The sequence below is a fragment of the Alphaproteobacteria bacterium genome (assembly GCA_019635875.1).
Classification (GTDB): domain Bacteria; phylum Pseudomonadota; class Alphaproteobacteria; order Reyranellales; family Reyranellaceae; genus JAFAZJ01.
Window position 1 is genome coordinate 936,002 of sequence record JAHBYP010000001.1, and the last position, 23,904, is coordinate 959,905.

General features: G+C 66.8%; 19 protein-coding genes and 1 tRNA gene. 13 read left to right on the forward strand and 7 right to left on the reverse strand.

Annotation, left to right across the window (positions count from 1 at the left end; translation table 11 throughout):
• Positions 1 to 30 precede the first annotated feature (30 nt).
• Complete coding sequence (locus tag KF889_04710; protein ID MBX3498724.1) at positions 31 to 948, forward strand: enoyl-CoA hydratase/isomerase family protein; 918 nt, start codon at positions 31 to 33, stop codon at positions 946 to 948.
• A gap of 156 nt (positions 949 to 1,104) precedes the next feature.
• On the opposite strand, the gene KF889_04715 is transcribed toward KF889_04710, so the two are convergent.
• A complete protein-coding gene (locus KF889_04715) occupies positions 1,105 to 3,225 on the reverse strand; it encodes a CoA transferase (protein MBX3498725.1) in 2,121 nt (706 codons plus the stop codon).
• A 23-nt stretch (positions 3,226 to 3,248) separates the two neighbouring features.
• Complete coding sequence (locus tag KF889_04720; protein ID MBX3498726.1) at positions 3,249 to 3,809, reverse strand: carboxymuconolactone decarboxylase; 561 nt, start codon at positions 3,807 to 3,809, stop codon at positions 3,249 to 3,251.
• Positions 3,810 to 3,875: 66 nt separating this feature from the next.
• Here KF889_04720 and KF889_04725 point away from each other — a divergent pair, with 66 nt between their 5' ends.
• From KF889_04725 to KF889_04735, 3 genes are all read left to right on the forward strand, one after another.
• Positions 3,876 to 5,072: a CoA transferase gene (locus tag KF889_04725; protein ID MBX3498727.1), complete on the forward strand. Its 1,197-nt coding sequence runs from the start codon at positions 3,876 to 3,878 to the stop codon at positions 5,070 to 5,072.
• Between the two features lie 81 nt (positions 5,073 to 5,153).
• Positions 5,154 to 8,561, forward strand: coding sequence for a carbamoyl-phosphate synthase large subunit (locus tag KF889_04730; protein ID MBX3498728.1), 3,408 nt, complete (start codon positions 5,154 to 5,156; stop codon positions 8,559 to 8,561).
• Between the two features lie 31 nt (positions 8,562 to 8,592).
• Positions 8,593 to 9,387 carry a hypothetical protein gene (locus KF889_04735; protein MBX3498729.1) on the forward strand — a complete coding sequence of 265 codons (795 nt, stop codon included), beginning with the start codon at positions 8,593 to 8,595 and terminating at the stop codon, positions 9,385 to 9,387.
• Here KF889_04735 and KF889_04740 read toward each other — a convergent pair.
• Entirely contained in the window at positions 9,372 to 10,454 is a 1,083-nt protein-coding gene (locus KF889_04740) for a hypothetical protein (GenBank protein ID MBX3498730.1), read from the reverse strand. The genes KF889_04735 and KF889_04740 overlap by 16 nt on opposite strands.
• Positions 10,455 to 10,734: 280 nt before the next feature.
• Positions 10,735 to 12,213, reverse strand: coding sequence for an aldo/keto reductase (locus KF889_04745; protein MBX3498731.1), 1,479 nt, complete (start codon positions 12,211 to 12,213; stop codon positions 10,735 to 10,737).
• A gap of 74 nt (positions 12,214 to 12,287) precedes the next feature.
• Here KF889_04745 and KF889_04750 point away from each other — a divergent pair, with 74 nt between their 5' ends.
• The 8 genes from KF889_04750 to KF889_04785 all read left to right on the forward strand — a co-directional run bounded on the left by KF889_04750 (position 12,288) and on the right by KF889_04785 (position 19,058).
• A complete protein-coding gene (locus KF889_04750; protein ID MBX3498732.1) occupies positions 12,288 to 12,662 on the forward strand; it encodes a TIGR04076 family protein in 375 nt (124 codons plus the stop codon).
• The gene (locus tag KF889_04755) at positions 12,659 to 13,732 is read left to right on the forward strand and encodes an aldo/keto reductase (GenBank protein ID MBX3498733.1); all 1,074 of its coding nucleotides are present in this window, start codon (positions 12,659 to 12,661) and stop codon (positions 13,730 to 13,732) included. Before KF889_04750 ends, KF889_04755 begins: the two co-directional genes overlap by 4 nt.
• A gap of 8 nt (positions 13,733 to 13,740) precedes the next feature.
• Positions 13,741 to 14,496 (forward strand): ABC transporter ATP-binding protein, encoded by a 756-nt coding sequence (locus KF889_04760; GenBank protein ID MBX3498734.1) that lies wholly within the window; start codon positions 13,741 to 13,743, stop codon positions 14,494 to 14,496.
• A gap of 23 nt (positions 14,497 to 14,519) precedes the next feature.
• Complete coding sequence (locus KF889_04765; protein ID MBX3498735.1) at positions 14,520 to 15,218, forward strand: ABC transporter ATP-binding protein; 699 nt, start codon at positions 14,520 to 14,522, stop codon at positions 15,216 to 15,218.
• Positions 15,215 to 16,129, forward strand: a complete 915-nt coding sequence (locus KF889_04770) for a branched-chain amino acid ABC transporter permease (GenBank protein ID MBX3498736.1) — start codon at positions 15,215 to 15,217, stop codon at positions 16,127 to 16,129. The genes KF889_04765 and KF889_04770 overlap by 4 nt, the downstream gene beginning before the upstream one ends.
• Entirely contained in the window at positions 16,126 to 17,064 is a 939-nt protein-coding gene (locus KF889_04775; protein ID MBX3498737.1) for a branched-chain amino acid ABC transporter permease, read from the forward strand. The genes KF889_04770 and KF889_04775 overlap by 4 nt, the downstream gene beginning before the upstream one ends.
• A gap of 1 nt (position 17,065) precedes the next feature.
• Complete coding sequence (locus KF889_04780) at positions 17,066 to 18,325, forward strand: ABC transporter substrate-binding protein (protein MBX3498738.1); 1,260 nt, start codon at positions 17,066 to 17,068, stop codon at positions 18,323 to 18,325.
• Between the two features lie 67 nt (positions 18,326 to 18,392).
• Positions 18,393 to 19,058: a DUF108 domain-containing protein gene (locus KF889_04785; GenBank protein ID MBX3498739.1), complete on the forward strand. Its 666-nt coding sequence runs from the start codon at positions 18,393 to 18,395 to the stop codon at positions 19,056 to 19,058.
• A 174-nt stretch (positions 19,059 to 19,232) separates the two neighbouring features.
• On the opposite strand, the gene KF889_04790 is transcribed toward KF889_04785, so the two are convergent.
• Positions 19,233 to 19,307: transfer RNA gene (locus KF889_04790), tRNA-Gln, on the reverse strand.
• Between the two features lie 115 nt (positions 19,308 to 19,422).
• Here KF889_04790 and KF889_04795 point away from each other — a divergent pair.
• The gene (locus KF889_04795; protein ID MBX3498740.1) at positions 19,423 to 20,958 is read left to right on the forward strand and encodes a site-specific integrase; all 1,536 of its coding nucleotides are present in this window, start codon (positions 19,423 to 19,425) and stop codon (positions 20,956 to 20,958) included.
• Positions 20,959 to 21,216: 258 nt separating this feature from the next.
• On the opposite strand, the gene KF889_04800 is transcribed toward KF889_04795, so the two are convergent.
• Together KF889_04800 and KF889_04805 are read right to left on the reverse strand one after the other, a co-directional pair.
• Entirely contained in the window at positions 21,217 to 21,513 is a 297-nt protein-coding gene (locus KF889_04800) for a hypothetical protein (GenBank protein ID MBX3498741.1), read from the reverse strand.
• A complete protein-coding gene (locus KF889_04805; GenBank protein MBX3498742.1) occupies positions 21,510 to 22,406 on the reverse strand; it encodes a hypothetical protein in 897 nt (298 codons plus the stop codon). Before KF889_04805 ends, KF889_04800 begins: the two co-directional genes overlap by 4 nt.
• Between the last annotated feature and the right edge of the window lie 1,498 nt (positions 22,407 to 23,904).

Below are 23,904 nucleotides of genomic sequence, written 5' to 3' on the forward strand. Positions count from 1 at the left end.
TGACGGCGCGGCTGTATCGAGGAGGTTCGCTTGGCCATCGACTACGAGAAGCGTGACGGCGTCGCCTACATCACGCTGAACAATCCCGGCAAGGCGAACATCCTCGACAAGCCGACCTCCGACGCGATCTCCGAGGCGTGGATCGACATGTGGGAGGACCGCTCGATCCGCTGCGCGATCCTCACCGGCAAGGGCGACACGCATTTCTGCGGCGGCCACAACCTCGCGCCGCGCAAGGACATCACCGAGGAGGAGCGCGAGCTCTTGCGCACGCAGCGCATCTTCTGGCCGCTGGCGGGCACCGTGCACGGCCAGAGGACCGGCGTCGACGGACGCATGGGCGATCACTATCCGCGCGTGTGGAAGCCGGTGATTGCCGCGGTCAACGGCTGGGCGGCCGGTGCCGGCCTCTACATCCTGCTGGCCTCGACGGACATCCGCATCGCCAGCGCCGAGCACGCGCGCTTCAAGTTCGCGCTGCTGACCCAGGGCTGGCTGGGTCACGGCCCTGGTGCCAGCCTGCTCGCCAAGCAGCTGCGCTACATCGATGCGATGAAGATCCTGCTGACCGACGAGCCGTTCGGCGCCGAGGAGGCGTTGCGCATCGGCCTGATCAACGAGGTCGTGCCGCATGCGCAGCTGCTGGAGCGTGCCGAGAAGATGGCGCGCCACATCTGCACCCTGCCGCCGGTCGCGGTGCGCATGATGAAGGAGTTCGTGGTGCGCTTCGGCGACCTGCCGACCGACCAGGCGTGGCACGTGCAGAACCTGATCAACTCGCTCTTGATCCAGACCACGATCGATGGCGAGGAGGGCCGGCAGGCGTTCAACGCCAAGCGCAAGCCGAACTTCAAGGGCAAGCTGCGCAAGCGTGGCGAGGCCTGGCCGGACCTGTCGGAAGAGGACGCCAAGCGACTCGACGAGGCCTATCGCAGCGGGGAGTTCTGATCTCCCTTCGCCCTCCGGGAGGGAAGGGAACTAGCGCGACGCGCGCAATATCAGACTCACCCTGTCATCCCGAGCGCAGCGAGGGATCCAGGCGGCTTCCCTGGATCCCTCGCTGCGCTCGGGATGACAGGTGGGTCCGATTGACTGCTCGATGCTCTAGCCGAGCACACCGTTCGCGCGAAGCTCGGCGATGCGCCCGGGTGTCAGTCCGAGAACACGGCTCAGGACGTCATCGGTATCCGCGCCCAGGCCCGGCGCGGGGCCGGTCGTCCGGCCGAAGCTCGCGCGCCAGGGCAGCCCCGGCAACACGCCGCCGTCGTGCCTGTCCCAGAACGCACGGGCGGCGAGGTGCGGGCTTTTCAGCAGGTCCTCGGAGCGGGCGAGGGCGGCGGCGGGAATGCCGACGTCGAGCAGCGCTCGCGCGGCGGCGGGTGCCGACTGCCCAGCGGCCCATGCGGTCAGGGCCGCATCGATCGTGCGTTCGGCGGCGATGCGCTGGCCGGGATCGAGCCCTGCCATGCCGGACAATCCCGGCACGAGGCCACACAGTGCCTGCCACTCCGTCTGCGTGCGCACCGCGACGCTGACCCAGTCATCCTTCCCCGCACACCGCCAAGCGCCGTGCGGCGCATGTTCCGTCGACGCATTGCCCACCGGCCTCGGCGGTGCGCCGAGCTGCGTCGCCAGCAGCGGCTCGGCCAGCGTCCACAGCATCGCCTCGATCATCGAGAAGTCGATACGTGCCACGCCGCCTCCGTGCCGGCGGTGCCACAGCGCGGCGGCGGCGGCGAAAGCCAGCATCAGGCCGCACATGGGGTCTAGCCAGGCGAAGCCGATGCGCGGCGCGATATCGGGATGGCGGTTGAGGCCGGCGAACCCGGCATAGCTCTGCAGCAGCGTGCCGTAGGCGACCGCGTGGCTCTGCGGGCCGCTGCGCCCCATTCCCGAGGCGGAGATGTAGATGAGATCGGGGTTGACCGTCTTGAGGGCATCCGCACCCAGGCCGAGCCGATCCATCACGCCGGTGGCGTAGTTCTCGATCAGCATGTCGCATCTGGCGGCAAGCGCGCGCGCGATCTCGACAGCCGCGGGCTTCTTCAGGTCGAGCACGATGGCCTTCTTCGCCTGTCCGAGCACCGTATGCAGCTCGGATGCGCGCCCCGGGTCGCCGCTGCCGGGCGCCTCGACCTTGATGACCTCCGCGCCCATCGCGGCGAGGTAGCGCGTCGTCGTCGGGCCGGCGATCACCCAGCTGAAATCGAGCACGCGCACGCCGGACAAGGGCAGCGGACCGTTCGGCGGAGATTCCCGCCGGGTCGACGGCGTGATGCTCAGCCCGAATGGCGTGCCCGGGACCTGGACCGTCCTCCCGGCCAGCTCGCGGCGCTGGTAGTAGCCGCGATGGCGCATCTGCGGCGAATCGAGGTGCTCGTCAATGTCGCGCAGGGGCAGGCTCGGCACATGGGCGCTTTGCGCGATGTCGGCGATCCATTGCTTGTCGTGCTGCCGGCTCCATTGCGCCATCAGCGCGTGCAGGGCGTCCCAGTTCTTCACCCGGTCGGACTTGGTGGCGAAGCGCGGGTCGGCGCCCCAGTCGGGCGAGCCCATCGCCTTGAGCCACGACGCCCACTGCCTCTCTTCGCGCGGCGAGATCGCGACGTGGCCATCGCGCGCCGGCAGGATGCACACCGTCGCGCCATTGCCGTCGCCGGTGCGCTTGCGGTCCCAGCTCCGGCCGCCGAGGCCCACCCGCGCCAGCTCGGTCATCGCCAAGGTCGCCAGAGCCTCCTGGATCGACACGTCGATGCTCGCGCCGGGCCCGGTGCCCAGCGACGCATGCATGCCGGCGCAGGCCGCGGCCAAGCCCGCGATGAACGCCGACTGCTCGCCCACCGGACGGATCGGCGCCTCCGACAGATCGTCGATCTGACCGGTCAGCAGGCGGGCGATGCCGCTGGCGAAGAACAGGGTCAGGTCGGTGGCCGGCTCGCTGGCCTGCGGGCCGGTCTCGCCGTAGGGGGAGATGGTGACGATCGGCGCCGAGGCGTTGAACTGGCGCAGCCGGGCCAGATCGTGCCGCCCTTCGCGCACGATCAGGTGGGCCCCGATCAGGGCCTCGTGCTCCGCGACCGCCGTCCCAGGGGTGACCTTGGCGTGGTTCAGATGCGCCAGCAGCATGGTACCGCCATCCGGTCCGATGCAGCTCACGCGCGCGCCGAGGTCGGCCAGCATGCGGCCGCAGACCGCGGCGGCCAGACCGCCGCCGATCTGCGCCACGTTGAAGCCGGCCAACAGGCTCATCAGCGCGCCATGCCCGTCGCACCGTCGGGCACATCATAGAATGCCAGCGTCATCGCGACGCTGCTGTAGTGCCCCATCAAGGTGATGACGTCGGTGATGCCGACATGCCCGAGCGCCTTGAGCGCGCGCTCGTACAGGCCGCGCGGCACCCAGCGGGCATTCGACAGCACAATGGCCATCTCGTAGACGATCTGCTCGCGCTCGTCGTCGAACGCGGTTGTCATGCCGCAGAGGATCGCGTCGACCTTGGCGGCCGGCAGCCCGGCGCGCTTGGCGATGCGCTCGTGTGCCGCGGTCGGATAGGCCGAGTGCCAGCGGCTGGTGATGACGCAGACCGCGATCTCGCGCTCGCGCTCGGAGAGCGAGTAGCGGCCCGGATGGAAATGCCCGCCGAACGGGCCGACGACCTTCGCGAGCCTGGGATTGTGTATCCAGATCTTGGCCGGGCCAGGCAGGCCGCCGCGGGCCTCGAGCATGGCTCGGTAGCCTTCCTGCTGCTCCGGGGTCATCTGATCGTATGGCACTTCCGCATAGCGGCCGAAGGTCGGTGTTTCGGACATCGGCGTTCCTCCTCTTCCATGCGCTAGTATGGCGCCTGGTTCGGGGTGGTCGAAGGGGTAACGTCAATGGTCGAGGGCATCTTCAGCGGACTGAAGGTCATCGATTGCGCCAGCTGGATCGCCGGGCCGGCTGCGGCCACGATTCTCTCGGATTTCGGCGCCGACGTGATCAAGCTCGAGCCACCGGGTGCCGGCGATCCCTGGCGCGCCGCGGTGCCCGTGCCCGGCAAGGCGACCGACTACTGGTGGCAGCTGACATCGCGCAACAAGCGCAGCCTGGCGATCGACCTCAAGCACGAGGCCGGACTCGCCGTGCTCCACCGGCTGATCGCCGGAGCCGATGTCTTCGTCACCAATTTCCCGCTGCCGGTGCGCGAGCGGCTGAAGATCGCCGCCGCCGATCTGCTCGCGATCAACCCGCGCCTGGTCTACGGCTCGATCTCCGCCTACGGCGAGGCCGGCGCCGAGGCGGCGCGAACCGGCTTCGACGCCACCGCCTACTGGGCGCGGACCGGCCTGATGGACATGGTACGGGCTACCGCCGATACCGACCCGGCGCGCTCCATGCCGGGCATGGGCGATCATCCGACCGCGACCGCGCTCTACGCCGCGATCGTCACGGCGCTCTATCGCCGCGAACGCACCGGGCGCGGCGGCGTGGCGCAGACCTCGCTGCTGCAGAACGGCCTGTGGGCCAATGGCTGCTTCGTGCAGAATCGGTTGTTCGGTGAGGACGTCGCGCATCGGCCGCCGCGGGCGAGGACGCCCAGTGCGCTGGCCAATCACTATCGCTGCCGCGACGGCCGCTGGTTCCTGATGGCGCTGCACAACGAGGCGCGGCAGCTCGGCAGCCTCCTGGCGGCGATCGGCGCCAGCCACCTCGCGGATGACCCGCGCTTCGCGACGCTCGCCGCGCGGCGCGAGAATGCCGTGGCGCTGACGGCGATCCTCGACGACATCTTCGCCCGGCGCGACCTCGCGGAATGGCGCTCGATCCTGGAAGCAGCGGGCGTGACCTTCGGCGCCGTCTACTCGGTCAACGAGGCGGCGGACGACCGTCAGGCGCGCGATGCCGGCGCGCTCGTTGCCTTCGCCGACGGCGGCGGACTCACGGTCTCGAGCCCGTTCCATGTCGAGGGCGAGAGCAAGGCGGCACCGCTTCGCGCGCCGACCGTCGGGCAGCACTCGGAGGCGGTACTGCGCGACGCGGGTTACTCCGCCGACGAGATCGCGAAGCTGAAGGGACTGGGGATTCTCGGGTAGCCGACAAGGCGCCCATTCAAACTCGGGGTCCCGAGACCAGCGTTGCCGTTGAACACTGGCACCTTAGGAATGGTTAGGCACATGAACAGGCTCTTGATCGCCAATCGCGGTGAAATCGCCATACGCATCGCGCGCGCAGCCGCCGACATGGGGCTGCCGACCGTGGCGGTGTATTCCGAGGATGACGCGAACAGCCTTCATCTCAGGGTGACAGACGAGGCTCGATTGCTGGCTGGACAGGGTGCCGCAGCCTATCTCGACATCGACGCGATCATCGCGGTGGCGAAGGCAACGGGCTGCGATGCCGTCCACCCCGGCTATGGCTTCCTCGCCGAGCGCGGCGATTTCGCCGGCGCATGCGCGAATGCGTGCCTGACGTTCGTCGGACCTGAGGTGAAGCACCTCGATCTGTTCGGCGACAAGGCGCGCGCGCGCCAGGCCGCGTCCGCAGCCAGCGTGCCGATCATCCGCGGCCTCGATCGCGCAAGCACCCTGGAAGAGGCCAAGGCGTTCTTCGCGTCGCTCGGCGCCGGCGGCGCCATGATCATCAAGGCTCTGGCGGGCGGCGGTGGACGCGGCACAAGGGTGGTGCTGAGCGCCGAGGAGATCGAGCCGACCTTCGAGCGCTGCCGCTCCGAGGCGCGCGCCGCCTTCGGCCGCGACGAGCTCTATGTCGAGGAGCTGATCACGCGCGCGCGCCATGTCGAGGTGCAGATCCTCGGCGACCGCACCGGCGCCGTCGCCGCGCTGGGCGAGCGCGAGTGCAGCGTGCAGCGCCGCTTCCAGAAGATCATCGAGATCGCGCCCGCGCCCCACCTCGACGACGGCCTGCGCCGGCGGATCATCGATGCCGCCGTGCGCTTGGCGAAGAGCGTCGGCTACGTCAATCTCGGCACCTTCGAGTTCCTGGTCGACGTCTCCGGCCGCGCCGGCGCGCAGCCCTTTGCCTTCATCGAGGCCAATGCCCGGCTGCAGGTCGAGCACACCGTCACCGAGGCGGTGACCGGTGTCGATCTGGTGCAGGCGCAGCTGCGCCTGGCGCAGGGCCGGACCCTGAAGGAGCTCGGCCTCGACTGCGCCGAGGCGCTGGCGCCGCGCGGCTACGCCATCCAGGCGCGCGTCAACATGGAGAGCATCGGGCCCGACGGCACGGTGCGGCCGGGCAGCGGCACGCTCACGGCCTACGAGGCGCCCAACGGGCCGGGCGTGCGCACCGACGGCTTCGGCTATACCGGCTATCGCACCTCGAACGCCTTCGACTCGCTGCTGGCCAAGGTCATCGCCCATTCGCCCTCGCGCGATTTCACCGATGCCGTGGCCCGCAGCACGCGCGCGCTGAGCGAGTTCCGTCTGGAGGGCGTCGGCACCAACATCGCCTTCCTGCGCAACGTGCTCGATCATCCCGACTTCGCCGCCGGCAAGGTCCACACGCGCTGGCTCGACGAGCATCTCCCGACCTTGGCCGCGCCCGTCGAGCAGCGGCAGCGTTTCGTGCCCGCCGGGGCGGCATCCCAGGCGCGCGGCTCGGGCCACGCCGGCGCCGCGCTCAAGAGCAAGGACCCGCTGGCGCTCTTTGCCCACGACGCCTCGGTGAAGGCGGAGCGCACGGCGCAGGCGGCGGCCGAGGCCGAATCCGAGACCCCGGACATGATCGGGCCGGACGGGTCGGTGGGCGTGGCCTCGCCGATCCAGGGCACCATCGTGGCGATCGACGTCAGGGAAGGCGAGGCGGTGCGCGAAGGCCAGCCTGTCGCCGTCGTCGAGGCGATGAAGATGGAGCACGTCATCGCAGCACCACACGCCGGCATCGTGCGCGCCATCACCATGGCGGCGGGCGACGTCGTGCGCGAGGGCTTCCCGATCGTCTTCGTGCAGGAGGCCGAGGTCGAGGGCGGCGCCATCGCCGCCGCCGAAACGGTCGACCTCGACCACATCCGCGACGACCTGAAGGAGAATATCGCGCGGCACGCGCTGACCCTGGACGAGAACCGGCCGGAGGCGGTGGCACGGCGGCGCAAGACCGGCTACCGCATGCCGCGCGAGAACATCGCGCGGCTGGTCGATCCCGGCTCCTTCGACGAATACTGGCCGCTGATCGTCGCACGCCAGCACCAGCGCAACACCCTGGAGCAGCTGCGCCGCAACACGCCGGGCGACGGCGTGGTTGCCGGCATGTGCTCGATCAACGGCGCGCTGTTCGACGAGACGCGCGCCCGCGCCGCCCTGGTGCACTACGACTACACCGTGCTGGCCGGCACGCAGGGCAACCGCAACCACTACAAGCAGGATCGGATGTTCGAGCTGGCGCATCGCTTCCGCCTGCCGATGATCCTGTTCGGCGAGGGCGGCGGCGGCCGGCCGGGCGACGACCATGTCGGCCCGCGCGTCGCCATCGACACCAAGACCTTCACCACCTACTCGCAGCTCTCCGGCCTGGTGCCGATGATCTCGGTGGTCAACGGCCGCTGCTTCGCCGGCAATACCGCGCTGGTGGCCTGCGCCGACGTCATCATCGCCACCGAGGGCTCCACATTGGGCATGGGCGGGCCGGCAATGATCGAAGGCGGCGGCCTGGGCATCTACACGCCCGAAGAGGTCGGGCCGATGTCGTTCCAGGTGCCCAACGGCGTCGTCGACATCCTGGTCAAGGACGAGGACGAGGCGGTCGACACGGTGAAGAAGTACCTCTCGTACTTTCAGGGCGCGATCGCAGGCTACGAGGCGCACGACCAGCGCACCTTGCGCGCCGCGGTGCCGGAGAACCGGCTGCGACTCTACGACATGCGCCAGATCCTGCACACCTTGGCCGACAAGGACTCGGTGCTCGAGATCCGGCCCAAGTTCGGCATCGGCATCATCACCGCCTTCGCCCGCTTCGAGGGAAGGCCGATGGGCGTGATCGCCAACAACCCGCATCACCTCGCGGGCGCGATCGACTCCGACGGCGCCGACAAGGGCGCGCGCTTCATGCAGCTGTGCGACGCCTTCGACATCCCGGTGCTCAACCTGATCGACTGCCCGGGCATCATGGTCGGCCCCGAGGTCGAGCGCACCGCGCTGGTGCGCCACTGCACGCGGCTGTTCAACGTCGGCGCCAACATGACCGCGCCGCTGTTCACCGTGGTCGTGCGCAAGGCCTACGGCCTGGGCGCGCAGGCGATGCTGGGCGCCGGCTCGCTGGTCGGCTTCTTCTCGATCGCCTGGCCGACCGCGGAGTTCGCCGGCATGAACATCGAAGGCGCCGTCAAGCTCGGCTACCGCAAGGAGCTGATGGCGATCGCCGACCCCGCCGCCCGGCTGGCCGAGTTCCAGCGCATGACGGCGGAGGCCTACGACACGGCCAAGGCGGTCAACGCCGTCATGGGCGGCGGCATCGACGACGTGGTCGATCCCGCCGCGACGCGGCAGTGGATCGTCAACGGGCTGAAGCGGTTGCCGCCGGTGCCGTTGCGGACGACGAAGAAGTATCCGTACGTCGACACGTGGTAAACACCACGCCATCCGGGCGCAGGGTAGATTGATGATGACATCTCTCCACCAGGCATGGGCGCACCTGCTGCCCAGACTGAGGATACTGGATCCCGTGCGGTTCTCACCCGAGCACTGGTCTCTGATTGAACGCTTGCATGCGGACTTCAACAGTCGCGAAGCGCATACCCGATTGCCGATACCGATTGCCCGCTTCCGTGAGGCCGTGAGCAAGGCGATCCATGAACTCTCGACGCAGGTCAACGACGTCAGAACTGCACATGTTGATGAAAACCCGCTTTCGGAAGGGCCTGCCGACGCCACTTCCGATGCCATGGCGAACTACGCGCGCCTCTTCAATGAAGACGTCGACGAGATGATGGGTGTGCTCGTACCTTCGGCGCGCTATCGCAAGGGGCACTATGCGTATGGCAGGTTTACGGTGCCCCAGCCCCATGGCCTGCATACCGACCATAGCGCAGAGGATCCGGACTGCGCGGGAGAACCGATCTGCATCGCCAGGATCGAAACACTGGGCACACACTATGTCGCCGGCGATTACGCGGCGCATGATGCTGAGACCCGGAGCATGATCAAGGCGCTGAGATACTGGATTGCCGTTCCCGAGGGGCAGCCGGAGGCAATTTTCAATGAACTGTTGGAACGGCAGACGCTGAAGACCATCCCGGTCAATCACGTCATGCTGATGGTCGCGGGAAACGGTTCAGACAGCGCCCAGATAACCCAGCATATCGCCGCCAGACCACCGGATGGTGGGCTGCATTCGGCGTTCTTTCAGAGGCAATACAAGCTCACATCGGAGCATGCCGTTCAGGCGAGAGCGTAGCGCTTGAGCCAGGCCGGGTCGGGATCGTGGCCAAGGCCGGGCCCGGTGGGAATGTCGAGGGTAGGCTGCCATCGCACGAGGCCGATGCCGAAGGGGTCCATGTGGTCCTCGGCATCGATGGTCGCGAAGTAGGTGGGTGAATCCATCACCGCGATGAGGTGCAGGGAGGCGAGCGCGGCCGGGCCGACGAACGGCGTATGCGGCGCCACCGAAACTTCCAGTTCCTTCAGCGCGGCGAGCGCGCGGACCGATTCCGAGACGCCGCCGATCATGCCGACATCGGGCTGCGCGACCGCAACCGCCGGTGCCCTGGCGTAAAGCGCGAGCTGCTCGGCCGAGCCGAGATCGGCGCCGAGACCGATGGGAACTCCCGGCAGCGCCGGCATGTCGAGAATGCTTTCGGGTGGCCACACCGGATCCTCCAGCCACAGCAGGTTCAGCGCCCGCCAACGCGCTCTCTCGCGGTCGATGTCCGCCAGCTCGTGGGCGTTGTTGCAGTCGGCGACAAAGGGAATGCCGGCGGCGACAGGACGGCGGGCCTCCTCGATCACATCGAGGTCGAACTCGTGCACCTTCACCGCGGCGACGCCCGACGCCAGCGCCTGCTCGACGCGGGCGCGGACGCGGCCGGCATGGTTGAATCGGTCGAGGCTTGCCATGACGGAAACCTGCTTGCGTCGGGCACCGCCGATCATCGTCGACAGCGACTGTCCTGCCGCCTTGCCGGCTATGTCCCACAGCGCCGTGTCGACGGCACCCAGCGCGTTGAGGATGGTGCCGGCACGGCCGAAGGACGCGTGCCGCCGGCGCGCCTCGAGATTGAGCGCCTGGCGCCGCTCGACCGATTGGCCGACGAACAGCGGGGCGATGACATCTCGTATCGCGGCAGCCAGGCTCTCCTGCATCCTGGCGTGGATGCACAGCGATTCGCCATAGCCCACAAGGCCCGATCGCGTCGTTGCGCGACAGAACAGCAGGTGCAGCGCGGGCGCAGCACCGCCCTCGACGCTCGTGCGATTCTTGAACGGAACGCGCAGGGCAATGGGGTCGATGCGCTCGATGATCATGGCGGCTCCGTGCAATGTATGAAGCGTCAGCGAGGTTCCGGCAAGCCGAGCGCCGTCGCCGGGCCCACCTGGTTACCTGGGAGCTGCAGACGCCGTGACCATTGTGGCGGTCCTCTTGAGAACAGGGCCAGACTCCCGCTGGTGGTCGCGTGTGAATACCGCGTTGCGGGTGTGGGCACGCAGATCGCGCGGCTTGTCGGTCCACATGATGAGGCTCACGCACTCGATGGTCTGACTCTCGGGATGCACCAAGCAGCCTGCGCCATCGTGCTGTCTCTGGTCATTGGCCGGACTTCCCGGCGGTGGCTGCCCGAACGATCGCCTCAGCCTCGATCTCGACGCGGTGGTCACCGATTAGGCCGGCGACGCGCACCAGCGTATTGGCCGGCTTGATGTCGCCCAGGATGCGCCCATGCGCGCGCGAGATCGCCACGACGTCCGCCTCGTCGGTGATGTAGATGCGCGTGCGCGCGATATCCTCGACTCGTCCGCCCAGCGACACGATGGAAGCAACGATACGATCGAGAATGTAGGTGGTCTGCGCCCCGGCATCCGCCGGTGCCACTGCCCGCGACAGGCCCGCGATCGCCGTGGTGCCCGAAACCAGGATCCGATCGCCGATCCGCTGCGCCCGGCAGTAGCCGGCGATGTCCTCCCAGGATGACCCGGTCAGCACGCGCTCGGCGCCCGGCCCGGCCGGCAGCCGCTGGAATGGCCTGGCAACTTTGGAGAGGTGGTGGGAAAGATCGCCGGACGCGGTGAGGAACGGCGGCCGGCGGTACTCGTCGCCGCAATCGCCAGGGATCGGCCGGGTGGCGGTGAAGGCCTTATCGAGGAGGGCGCGGTCCTCGGCGTCCAGCGCGAAGGAAAACAGCCGCTTGTTGTCGGTCGCGTGCATCGCCTCGCCGAGCCGCGCGCCGATGATGACTCCGGCGACACGGCGCTGCTCGAGCACCCAGCGCGTCGCGACATTGGCCAGCGAAACACCGTGCTTGCGCGCGACCTCCGCGGCCGCCCGAAGCACGGTCTGGAACGCCTGCCAGCCACCAGCGGCCGCGATGAAGCGGCCGTATTTCATCTTCGACCAGTCGGCCACGCTGTCGGGCTCTTCCCGCTCGAGCCAGCGCTCCGACAGGAATCCGCCATTGAGCGTGCCGTAGGCAAGCAGCCAGGCACCGTGGCGCTCGCAGGTATCGGCGAGCTCGCCGGTGGCCCGCCGGTCCATCAGGGAGAAGCTCACCTGGTTGGTGCGCAACGGCACGCCATCCGAAAGCGCCAGATTGAAATGCGCGGCGTCGAAATTGGTGACGCCGAGTTCGCCGATCAGGCCCTCCTCGCGCAGTCGCGCCAGCTCATGCAGGGCATCCAGCCATGCCGGATGCTCGAAGGTCCACCAGTGGAACTGCAGCAGGTCGATGCGTTCGGCACCCAGCCGGTCGAGGCGCTCCTGGACACCCGCACGCACGATCTCGGTGGTCATCGGCCCCGGCGGCGGGCACCACTTGGTGAAGACGCGGGGGCACTGTGCACCGCCACGCGACAGCAGCCGGCCGGCAATGATCTCGGCGCTGCCGTAGTGATCGGCCATGTCGAATGTGTCGAGGCCCTGCGCGACATAGGCCGCGAGCCAGTCTGCGCCGGTTTCGGGATCGATCCTCGTTCCGTCCTTCTCGATGTCCGCTACCTGCCACAAGCCGGTCAGGATTCGTGAAATCTCCAGCTTGTCGGTCAGGCGGGAACGTTCGGAGATCGGGGACATGGTGATCAGGTTCAGATTTGCGCCATACTGGAGCCAGTCGCAGCAGGGGTCGTCAAGACCGGAAAGTTGGGGGTATGGAACGCGACGGCGAGCATGGATTCTGGCTATACGACCTGCGCGTCGAGACGGTGCTCGACGGGCGCGCGCCGGTTTGCCGACATGTCGAGGGGGAGTTTTTCCGGGTGATCGGGGAGAACCTGGTGTTCGAGGGCGCGCAGAAAGTCTCGATGTACGCGCTCGCGGCGGTCCTGCCGCTGCTGCCGGCCCGCCAGCGGGTCACCGATCCCGACGACTGGATGTCCACCGACGCCGAAGTCGCCTGCGCCGATCCGCATTGCGGTGGCCGCTTTCGCATCGTGCGCGAGGGGCGGCGCTGGTTCACCCATGCCGCGACCACCGGTTTGCCGGCATCACGCGGCACGCCCTACTGGCGTGAAGACAAGAAATGACCGTCGAAACCGCCGACCTGCGCCCGGGTCATCGCATCTCCCGAATCATCAAGGGTGGATGGCAGCTGGCGGGCGATCACGGCGAGGTTCGCCCCGAGCAGGCGATCGCCGACATGGAGGCGTTTCTCGACGCCGGCATCACCACGTTCGACTGCGCCGACATCTACAAGGGCGTCGAGGGCATGATCGGTGCCTTCATCGCCGACATCCGCCGTCGCCGCGGCGCGGAGGCAGCCGGCCGCGTCGTCGTCCACACCAAGCTGGTGCCGGATCTTGGCCGGCTCGACGACATAAGGCCGGACGAGATCGAGGCGATCGTCGACCGTTCGCTGCTGCGGCTGAAGATCGACCGCTTGCCGCTGGTGCAGTTCTTCTGGTGGGACATGACCCGCGGCGATCCGGTCGGCGCACTCGCCGCGCTCAAGGACTGCCAGCGCAAGGGCAAGATCGCCAATCTCGGCGTCACCAACTGGGACACGCCCGCGATGGATCGCTTCGTCGACGCCGGCTACGATGTCGCTTCGGCCCAAGTCCAGTATTCGTTGCTCGACCGGCGGCCGGCGGGCGCCTTTGCCGAGTGGTGCGCTCGTCGAAACGTCCGGATCCTCTGCTATGGCACGCTGGCGGGCGGGTTTCTTACCGAGCACTGGCTCGGCCGGCCCGATCCCGGCTACGCCTTCGAGAACCGCAGCCTCGTGAAGTACCGGCTGATCATCGACGAGTTCGGCTCGTGGGACCTGTTCCAGTCGCTGCTGGCCACGCTCAAGTCGATCGGCGACAGGCATGACGTGGCGCTGTCGTCGGTGGCGACCCGCTGGGCGCTGGATCAACCGCAGGTCGCCGCGGCCATCGTCGGCGCCCGCTATGCGCGGCATCTGCCGCAGACGCTGGAGGTCTTCCGGCTGACGCTCGGCGATGCCGACACGGACGCCATCGCGGGCATTTTGGCGCAGGCCGGCGGGCCGCACGGCCCGGTTTACGGGCTGGAAGGGGATCGGTCCGGACGGCATGGCCGGATCATGAAGTACAACCTCAACGCCAATCCGAACGACAAGGTGCTGGGCTCGTGACGGGTCCGGTGCTGTCGGTGAGGGGATTGACGCGGGACTTCGGCACGTTGCGCGCCGTCGATGGCGTCACGCTCGACATCCGACGCAACAGCATCACCGGCCTGATCGGACCGAACGGCGCCGGCAAGACCACCTTGTTCAACATGGTGGCCGGTGCGCTGACGCCGACCGCCGGGACGGTGACGCTGAACGGCGCCGACATCACGGGTCTTGCGTCGGATCAGCTGTTCGCGCGGGGCCTGGCGCGCACCTTCCAGATCCCGCGGCCCTTCCGGCGGATGAGCGTGCTCGACAACGTCCTGCTGGCGCCGCCGGATCAGACCGGGGAAACCGTCGTCGGTGCGCTGTTCCGACGTCGACGGGTGGCGGCGGAGGAAGCGCGCATCCGCGACAAGGCCCGGGCCATCCTCGATTTCGTGACGCTCGGCCCGCTGGCGGATCATCCCGCCGGCAAGATTTCCGGCGGCCAGATGAAGCTCCTGGAGCTCGCCCGTGCGCTGATGGGCGATCCCCAGGTGATCCTGCTCGACGAACCGGCTGCCGGCGTGAACCCGTCGCTTACCCGCGTCCTGGTCGAGCGTATCGAGGAACTGAACCGGCGCGGCGTGACCTTCGTGATCATCGAGCACGACATGGACTTCGTCATGCGCCATTGCGATCCGGTGATCGCCCTGGCCGAGGGACGCGTCGTCTTCCAGGGGACGGTCGCCGAGGCCCAGGCCGACCCGCTGCTGCTCGAAGCCTATCTCGGAACCGCTGCGTGACGGCCATCCTGAAGATCGAGGCGCTGGAGGCGGGCTATGTCCGCGACCTGCCGATCCTCAGGCAGGTCGACCTCGGCGTCGAACGCGCCAGCCTCACCGTGATCATCGGGCCCAACGGGGCTGGCAAGTCCACGCTGATCAAGGCCGTCGCCGGGCTCGTGTCGGTGTCGGGCGGGCGCGTGCTGCTCGACGGCAAGGACATCACCGGCATCCGTCCCGACCAGATGGGGGCGCTCGGGCTGTCCTACGTGCCGCAGACCGACAACATCTTCCGGCAGCTTAGCATCGGCGAAAACCTCGCTCTCGTGCTTCGACGCATACCGGACCGGCGGGCGCGGCTGGAGGAGCTCTTCAGCCTGTTCCCGCCGCTCGCGCAAAAGGCCGCGGATCGTGCGGGCTCGCTGTCCGGCGGCCAGCGGCAGATGCTGGCGCTCGCCATGGCGCTGGCGCCGCGCCCGCGCATCATATTGATGGACGAGCCGTCGGCCGGCCTTTCGCCGAAAATAGCGGCGGACGTCCACGCGCTGGCCCGTTCGCTGACCCGCCAGGGCGTGACGGTGCTCCTGGTCGAGCAGAACGTGCGACAGGCGCTCGGAGTCGCGGACCATTGCTACATCCTGGCGGAGGGACGCAACCAGATGGACGGGCCGGCCGCCGCCATCCTGGCGGATCCGCTGGTGGGCGAGATCTATCTCGGCGGCAGGCGGATGGGCGCGGCATGATCCAGAGCCTGCTGGACGGCATCCTGACCGGCGCCATCGTCTCGCTTGGCGCGATCGGCCTGACGATGGTCATGCACATGCTGCGATTCGCCAATTTCGCCTATGCGGAGCTGCTGGCCATCGGCGCCTATGCCGCGCTGGTGTTCGACAAGGTCCTGATGGCGCTCGCACCCGCGCTGGCGACCGCGTTCAAGCCCCTGACGGTCTCGGCCTCGCTGGCGCTTGCCACGCTTCTGGCCATGGCGATCACCGGCCTGTCCGCTGCCGCCATCGACTGGCTGGTCTTCAGGCGCATTCGCGCGAAGGCCGACGCGCTCTCGATGGTGTTTGCCAGCTTCGGCGTCGCCCTGATCATCCGCAACGCCATCACGCTCGTTTTCGGCCACAACGCGCAGCTCTTCTCGCAGGACATCGCCTTCGCGACGGTGCTCAGCACCGACCCGCTCATCCTCGTCAAGGCCGATCAGGTCTTCGTACTCGTTGCCGCCTTGGCGCTGATGGCCGCCTTCCACATCGTGCTCACGCGCACCGCATTCGGCTTCGCCCTGCGCGCCGTCGCGGAGAATCCCGTCCTGGCGCAGGTCGCAGGCGTACGCCTGTCGACGATGATCGTCGCGGTCTGGCTGATCGGCGGCGCGCTCTCGGCGGCGGCCGGCGTTCTCTATACGCTGACCAACCATCTTTCCCCCGCGCTCGGCCACAATTTTCTCCTGCCGGTTTTCGCCGCCACCATCGTCGGCGGCATCGGCAGCGTCTATGGCGCGGTGCTGGGCGGTTTTCTGGTGGGCGTCGCCTCGGGTCTCTCGTTGACGGTTCTGCCTTCAGGCTACGTGCCGGCGATGCCGTTCCTGATCATCCTCGCCGTGCTGCTGCTGCGTCCGCACGGGCTGTTCGGCGAGGACCAGGCATGACCGGCGTGGTCTCCTATCTGGTCTTCTTCGCCACGATGGCGGGCATCCTGGCCATCGTCGTGCTCGGGCTGAACCTGCAATGGGGCTATACGGGCCTGTTCAACGGCGGCGTGGCAGCCTTCTTCGGCGCCGGCGCCTACGTGACCATGCTGCTGGGCGGACGTCCGGAGCCCGGGCAGTTCGGCGGGTTCCTGCTGCCCTTTCCCGTCGCGGTCGCCGGCGGCATCCTGTTCGCCGGGCTGATCGCCTGGTTCTTCGGCGCGCTGACGCTCAGGCTGCGGCACGACTATCTCGCCATCGCCACCTTCGGCGTCGCCGTCGCCTTGGAGAGCGTCGCGCGCAACGCCGAATCGCTGACCGGCGGCGCCAAGGGATTGCGCGGCTTTCCCCGTCCGCTCGAAGCGACGATCGGCGACAATTTCCTTTACGGCCTGTTCTATCTGGCGTTGGTGCTGGCGGTTCTGGTGGCCGTCTATGTCGGGCTCGAGAGACTGACCCGGTCGCCCTATGGCCGGGCGCTGCGCGCCATCCGCGAGGACGAGGCGGCGGCCCGCTCGCTCGGCAAGAACCCGGTTCGGCTGCGGCTGCAGTCCTTCGTCATCGGCTCGATGATCATGGGCGCGGCCGGCAGTCTCTACGTGGCCTTCTACGCCTTCATCGGCCCGCAGGACCTTGCGCCGATCCTCACCTTCCAGATCTGGGCCATGCTGATCGTCGGCGGGGCGGGCAACAATCGGGGCGCCGTGCTGGGCGCGTTCCTGATCTGGGCGGCGTGGACCGCAAGCGGATTCGCGCTCGCTTCCTTCGCGCCCCAGGCAATGCAGCTTTACACCGGCCCGATTCAATACATTCTGATTGGGTCCGTGATCGTCGGCATGCTCTTGTGGCGACCGCAGGGCATTCTACCGGAACAGATCGGCAAGGGGGGAACGTGACATGAGACGGAAGATTTCGCGAATCGCCGCGGCCGCGGCACTGGCCGTTCTGGCTCAAGCCGGCGGCGCTGCCGCCCAGTCATGCTCCGTGAACGTCGGCGTCGTCTATCCGACGTCGATCGACTGGGGCAAGCCGATCGCCGCCACCGCCCTGTGGGTCGCCGAGCTGGTGAACGAGGCTGGTGGCGTCGATGGCTGCAAGGTCGAGACGATCCTGCGCGACGATCAGAACGACGCCAAGGTCGGCGTCGATGCTGCCAAGGCGCTGGTCGACATCAGCAAGGTGCGGCTGCTGATCGGCACGGTGGCTTCGGGCATCACCATCCCGATCCTGACCTCCGTCTCGGTGCCGGCGGGCACCATGCAGATATCATGCTGCTCCTCGACCACGCGCCTGACGGCGATGGCCGCCGAGGGCGCGCTGAAGGGCCTGTGGTTCCGGACATTCGCCACGTCGCGCGTCCAGGGTGCCGTCGCGGCCATGGCGGCGAAGCAGGCGGGCTACAAGAAGGTGACGGTCTTCTACAAGAACGACGACTGGGGCCAGGACCTCGGCAAGCTCGCCGCGGCGGCCTTTCGCGCTTCCGGTATCGAGGTGACCGCGCTGATCGCCATCAACGACGGGCAGCCCGGCTATCGGGCCGAGGTCACCCAGGGCCTCGCGGGCAAGGCCGACGCCGTCTACCTCGCGCTTTATCCCAAGGAAGGCATCTCGGTGGTGCGCGAATGGCTGTCGCTCGGCGGCACCAACAAGATGATCGGCGCGAACTCGCTGAAGTCGGACGACTTCCGCAACACCGTGGGCCTGCAGCATCTGGCGAACTTCGTCGGCACGGACACCTCGACGCCGCGCACCGACAGCGCGAAGGGCTTCGTGACGGCCTACACGGCCAAGTTCGGCAAGCCGCCGGCCGGGCCAGGCCTGCCCAACAGCTTCGATGCCGCGGCGGTCGCGCTGCTCGCCTACCACGCCGCCGGCAGGGACGCCACGGGCGCGCAGATCGCCGCCAAGGTCCCGATGGTGACCGACCCCAAGGGCGAGAAGGTCAACGCCGACGTCGAAGGCTTCAAGAAGGCCCTGGGGCTGCTCAAGCAGGGCAAGCCTGTGTCCTTCCAGGGCGCCACCGGCGCCTTGTCCTTCGACAAGAACGGCGACGTCTCCGCCCCGGCCGTCATCTGGACGTTTGGCGCGAGTGGCATCCAGGAGAAGCGTTACATCCCGCTCGAGGAGGTAGATTCCTTCATCGCCGCGCTGAAGTAACCATTGCCAGCACGGGCACATCCGCCTTCCGGCCTCGTCGAGAAGCCGGGAGGCGGGATTCCGTCGGATGAGCAATCCCGTCAACCTGATCGGCCGTGGCCGGATCGGCGGCGCGGTAGCCGATTGGCTCGAGCATTGCGGCAGCCATGTCCTGCAGTCGGTCATTGGCCGGACGGGCAACTGGCGCGCGGCACCGCTGACCATTGATGCGGCCGGTCCGCAGGCCTTGCGAGCACACGGCGAAGCCCTGCTTGCGGAAGGCGACCTCTGGACGGTGGGCGCGGCAGCCCTTATCGATGACGATCTGCGCGGGCGACTGGCGGAGGTCGCCAGACGCACCGGTCGCGAACTGCGCCTGTTCACGGGCTGGATCGCCGGTCCGACGCTGGCTCCCGCCGGCGCCGAGGCCCGGCTGCATGTCGAGCAGCACGCGCCGCGGCTGGGCCCGGCACCGGGCCTGCTTTTCTCCGGATCGCTGCGCGAGGCCGCGGCGCGATTTCCCGATCATCTCAACACGGCGACGGCCGCGGCGCTGGCCGGACCGGGCATCGATGCCACCACCGTTACCCTGCACTGCTCGATAGATGGTGGCCCCCACCTCATTCGTGCCCGATTCGAGGCGCCCGGCCAGTCCATCGAGACAAATGTGCAGTTCGGCGATGGCCCCCATCCGGTCGCACAAGCGATCATCGCCGCGCTCAAAGCCCGCGACCGCTGGCTGCGCTACGGCTGACCGGATCGTTCGCCGGGGCGCATTCGCCAAGGCATACGGACCGCTCGGTCGGCTGCGGCAGGTAGCAGCCCGCTGAAACCGGCTGCGCAGTGAGGGATTCCCGACGCAAACCTGCGCCAACAGCGCGACCGCCTCCGCTGCGGATTGGGGCGGAGACGGGCGCGCATGGATGGTTGGCTGGGGCGCCAGGATTCGAACCTGGGAATGGCGGAATCAAAATCCGCTGCCTTACCACTTGGCTACGCCCCATTTGACAAGGTTTTAAACCATTTCAGGGCCTTACGTTACAGGCGTGTATACAATCGTGTGTACAGAAACCGGGGAATCGTGTACAAGAATCTGTATACGACCGAGAGGCACCCCCATGGCGAAGTATCCCGGCCTGTTCGAGAACCCCCGTGATGGAATCTGGCTGTACCGGAAAGCCATCCCGGAGGCGGTCAGAGACGTAATCGGTAAGACGATGTGGATCAAGTCGTTTGGAACGACGGACCGGCGCGAAGCCGAATCGAAATGGTCCCTGTTCGACGCGGAGTTCCAATCGATGATCGCTCAGGCTCAGGGCCGGGCGCTGATCGAGACGAACAAGGATCATCGACGGGTAATCATGTGGGATGCCATCGCGGCGTGGCTGTACGCGTGCGCGGCCCAGAACGGTGGCCGGCTGCCGCTCCCGGAGAACGTCGAGATTCCGACCGAGTCCCGCATCACGTCGCACGCATTCACGTACGTCCGTCACCAGTTCCAGACGTGGGCCAAGGTCCACGCTCCGGACGCGGTCGAGGTCCTCAACCGGGGTGATCTCACTCAGGGCGGGATGCTGTTCCACCATGGTCTGACCGCCTCGTACTTCGTCGTCCGTGCCCTGTTAGAGCGGACCACGGCGGCGCCGATCCGGATCGAGCCAGAACCCCCGGTGGTCCCCGTGGATGCACCGAGGCTGGTCCAGATCGGGACGACACTCGAACAGGTCCAACGCGCGTGGTCGAACGAGACCGATCCCACGCCCAAGCATGAAGCCGATGTGACCCGAGCCCGGCTCATGTTTGAGGAAACCAATCCCGGGGTGAGCGTGGAACAGACCGAACGCGGCCACGTGGCGAAGTTTCGAGCCCGGCTCGGGGAACTCGAAACCTCGAACAAAACCAAAAACCGATACCTCGCGGGAATCTCCGCCCTGTTCGGACACGCTCGGAAAAAGATGCTGCTGATCGATGCGAACCCGTTCGAGAACGTCAAGTTCACCGTCAAGGATGAGGAACCTCAGCGCGACGCGTTTACGGACGCGAACCTGAAAGTCTGGTTCGCCCATCCGACATTCACGAAGTTGGAAGTCGGCACGCACGGTGCGGCTGAATACTGGCTCCCGCTGCTGGCCCTCTACCATGGTGCGCGTCAGTCGGAGATCGCCCAGCTTCACCGCGACGATGTGATTCGCGATCCCGACAGCCGCGTCTGGTACATGTCGATCCGTGGTGAAGTCGGCGGCGATTCGGACAAGCGCGTCAAGAACACCGGTTCCCGGCGGATCGTGCCCCTCCATCAGGCCGTGATCGATCTCGGGTTCTTGAAGTTCGTCGACCGATGTGAGGGGAGGTTGTTCCCGACGCTCAAACGTGGATCGAACGGCGGTTCGTTCAGCGCGGTATCGAAGTTCACCCGGGATCAACTCGACCACGTCGGGATCACCGATCCCCGACTGACCTTCCATAGCCTCCGGCACACGGCGCGTACCCGGGCCAGATCGACGACGGGAATCACCGAGGAACAGATGGACTACCTCGTGGGTCACGTGTCGGTGACGCAGGGGAGGAAGTACGGCACCCATGAACTCGCGGCGTTGAAAGCCGCCATTGATCGACTGACCTACCCGATCCGCGTGAAAGCGTGGAAATCCTGAACTGGGGACTGGTCCGAACCGTCATCGCGACCTAAATACTCGGTGTCGGGTTCATCCTTACTCGCCCGATAGTTCGCAGGACGGCCCCCGGGATCGGAAAGCCCCGGGGGCCGTTGTCGTTCATGTGTCAGTCGACGGGATCGGCTTCGGCCAGTTCGACGATCTCGCGCACCAGCGCACGACGCCGTTCAGCCCGGCGGTCCAAAGCCCGTTCGAGAATCTCCGCGAGTGCCCGGTTCAGGATCAGATCGGTGTCGGTCATGCTGCATCCTCCGACGCCGTCAACAGCCGAGTGAGGCGAAGGATCGTCTCGCGCGAAGCCAGTTGCATTCGGCGGATGCAGAGTTTGATCATGTCGTGATCAGCCTCGCTCAAAGGTACGATCTTGTTGATCTCCTGAAGCAGTTCGATCCGCGCGCGAATGAGACCATCGTAGGCATCACAGAGTTCCGCGTTCCCGGGCGGGCGGAACGAGTTCAGGAACTCGTACTGGCTGACATCGTCCTCCAGCTTGACCAGTTCCATGGTGGCGCGCTCGATCATGTTGGAAGTCATGCCACGTTCCTCCGGGTCTCAGACAGCCCATATGCGTCCTCATAGGTGGTCGGCTCCGACCAGCGCGGACGCAACACCACGACGTTCGACGGCGTCGGCTCCGGCGCGGTGATCGTGGGGAACCCGATCAGGTTGATCCGGGTCGGGGAGGACAGGGTCGCGAGCCGAGCGGAGAGTTCGGCGACGGTCGCCTCCAACTGGGAGACCCTCCCATCATCGATGACCGGGGCCGACGTGGTCTCGACCACCGGAAGGCGATCCCGATCCACAGAGGGTTCAGCCGTCCGGGCGAGGCGGGCCGCCTCGGGCCGGTTCAACACCCACTGCGCCATCAGGCGGGCATCGAAAAGTTCCAGAGGGATCGCCCGAGACATGTCGTGGTCCGGCCGCTGGCTCACCAAGTAATCCCCCAGTGTGGTGCCAAGTTCGTCGAACACGTCGTGGACACACAGGCTGAAACATCCCAGCCGGTGTTCGTCCCACCGCTCGAAGAACGATTCCTCGCTCTCCCCGGGCTGACGCGCACAGGGTCGGCCCTTCCTAAAGGGAGATTCCGCCGACTGCGGCGTGTACGCGGAGCCGTTCTCCTGAACCTCGAACGGACGCTCGCCGTAGTTCCTCGAACGGACCATGACCGGAACGTCATGCTCCCGACACACGTCGAGGAACGCCACCAGCGTCGACAGGTACGGGTCCTTACCCCGGCTCATCGACGTGAAAAGGTTCTCAAAGACCGACGATGTCGTCAGCACGCTCTGTGGAAGGGCGAGCCACGCCCGGAACAACGCGGTCGGTTCCGACCACTTATTCAGGATGGCGACCTGAACGGTCCGGTCCGACTTCTCGCCGAACTGTCGAACGTGGTCGACATCTCGTACTTCTTTGATCTTCATCGCAATGATTCTCCAAACGAAAAAGGGTCCGATTCCTCGCGTCGCCAAACTGTCGGAACCGGACCCTGTCGATGCCGGGCACGCCCGGCTTGGAGAATCTGTGTTGATCGTGATTGGCGACGCGATCACTCGTATTTAGGGATCACGCGCGAAACCGACTCCCAATCGAAAACTGGGTCGCTCATCGATGGGGATCAAGCGGTTCGACGACATCGTCGATCATTCGTATACACGCCGGAGGATGATCGATCCTCCCGGATGATGATCGATCCTCCAGAGGATGACCCTTCGATGATCGAGCGGGGATGACCTGTCGAGGATTGATGGAATAATCGCGTCGCTCGCCTCCGGCTCGCTCGTTTGTTTGTATACACGCCGGAGGATGGGAGGATGATTTCATCCTCTGGAGGATGAATCGCATCATTTCATCCTCACACTACACTTACACTCATCTTTCTTTAGATATTACTAAGGATAATAGATATAAAAGAGAGTGTATGTGTAGTGTGAGGACGACCGTCCTCTGGAGGATGATTTCATCCTCCCATCCTCCGGCGTGTATACAAACGAGCGAACCGAGGCGAAGCCGAGGGAGCGACGATCATCACATCGATGTCGTGGTCGATGTCGTTCATCGATGTCAGTCGATCATCACATCGATGTCGTTCATCGATTCGTATACGAATAACCATCGATGTCGTGGACGATCATCCAGTCGATCATCCAGTCGATCATCCAGTCGATCATCCAGTCGATGTCGTCCATCGATCATCCAGTCGATCATCGAATCTCATCATCGGCCGGGGCCAGTCGATCAAATATGGGATGCCGATGCCGCCGATATCGACGATGCGGGTCCGTGGGATTCTCGACGGGATCGCCCGGGGAATCCCTCTGGGAGAGATCGCCCGAACCGTCCGGGTGGGAATCACCACGGCGTACCGGGTCAAGAACGATCCCGATGGTTGCCTCGAACGAGCCCGGCTCGGGGAAGCCCGACCACGACGACCCCCACGGGGATCACGACCGCGAGGGCGCCCGGCCCGCGATCTCGACCCCGGACTGATCCGGGCGATCCTCGCGAGCCCTCATGGGCGAGATCGCACAGCCCACGATCTGGGCGTGAGCGTCTGGTTCGTGCATCGGGTCCGTCGGGATCGGACAAATACCGGAATGCCGGCTCGAACCAAAGACTTCATCCGTGAGGCGATCCTCGCCGCGCACGACGCGACCGTCGCCGAACTGGTCGCCCGGTTCCGGGTCAGCGCGTCCACGGTGGAGAGAATCCGTGGTCGGGCCGGGGTTGGAAGTCCCGGCCGGCGTGGTCGCACGTGGAACCGGGATGGGATCGACCACCGTCTGGCCCCGACCCTCCATCGGAGAATCCCGGCGGATTGGTCCGAGATCATTCGGGTGCATGAACGTGCCAATGCTGGGCCGCCCAAACGTCCGCCCGGAACGTCCTGACCGTTCCGGGAACGCCCGGGATGGGCGTCGA

Coding starts and splice junctions, on each gene's coding strand:
- KF889_04720 (MBX3498726.1), bottom strand. CDS start 3,809: ATGTCCGAAACACCGACCTTCGGCCGCTATGCGGAAGTGCCATACGAT.
- KF889_04725 (MBX3498727.1), top strand. CDS start 3,876: ATGGTCGAGGGCATCTTCAGCGGACTGAAGGTCATCGATTGCGCCAGC.
- KF889_04730 (MBX3498728.1), top strand. CDS start 5,154: ATGAACAGGCTCTTGATCGCCAATCGCGGTGAAATCGCCATACGCATC.
- KF889_04735 (MBX3498729.1), top strand. CDS start 8,593: ATGATGACATCTCTCCACCAGGCATGGGCGCACCTGCTGCCCAGACTG.
- KF889_04740 (MBX3498730.1), bottom strand. CDS start 10,454: ATGATCATCGAGCGCATCGACCCCATTGCCCTGCGCGTTCCGTTCAAG.
- KF889_04745 (MBX3498731.1), bottom strand. CDS start 12,213: ATGTCCCCGATCTCCGAACGTTCCCGCCTGACCGACAAGCTGGAGATT.
- KF889_04750 (MBX3498732.1), top strand. CDS start 12,288: ATGGAACGCGACGGCGAGCATGGATTCTGGCTATACGACCTGCGCGTC.
- KF889_04755 (MBX3498733.1), top strand. CDS start 12,659: ATGACCGTCGAAACCGCCGACCTGCGCCCGGGTCATCGCATCTCCCGA.
- KF889_04770 (MBX3498736.1), top strand. CDS start 15,215: ATGATCCAGAGCCTGCTGGACGGCATCCTGACCGGCGCCATCGTCTCG.
- KF889_04775 (MBX3498737.1), top strand. CDS start 16,126: ATGACCGGCGTGGTCTCCTATCTGGTCTTCTTCGCCACGATGGCGGGC.
- KF889_04780 (MBX3498738.1), top strand. CDS start 17,066: ATGAGACGGAAGATTTCGCGAATCGCCGCGGCCGCGGCACTGGCCGTT.
- KF889_04785 (MBX3498739.1), top strand. CDS start 18,393: ATGAGCAATCCCGTCAACCTGATCGGCCGTGGCCGGATCGGCGGCGCG.
- KF889_04795 (MBX3498740.1), top strand. CDS start 19,423: ATGGCGAAGTATCCCGGCCTGTTCGAGAACCCCCGTGATGGAATCTGG.
- KF889_04800 (MBX3498741.1), bottom strand. CDS start 21,513: ATGACTTCCAACATGATCGAGCGCGCCACCATGGAACTGGTCAAGCTG.
- KF889_04805 (MBX3498742.1), bottom strand. CDS start 22,406: ATGAAGATCAAAGAAGTACGAGATGTCGACCACGTTCGACAGTTCGGC.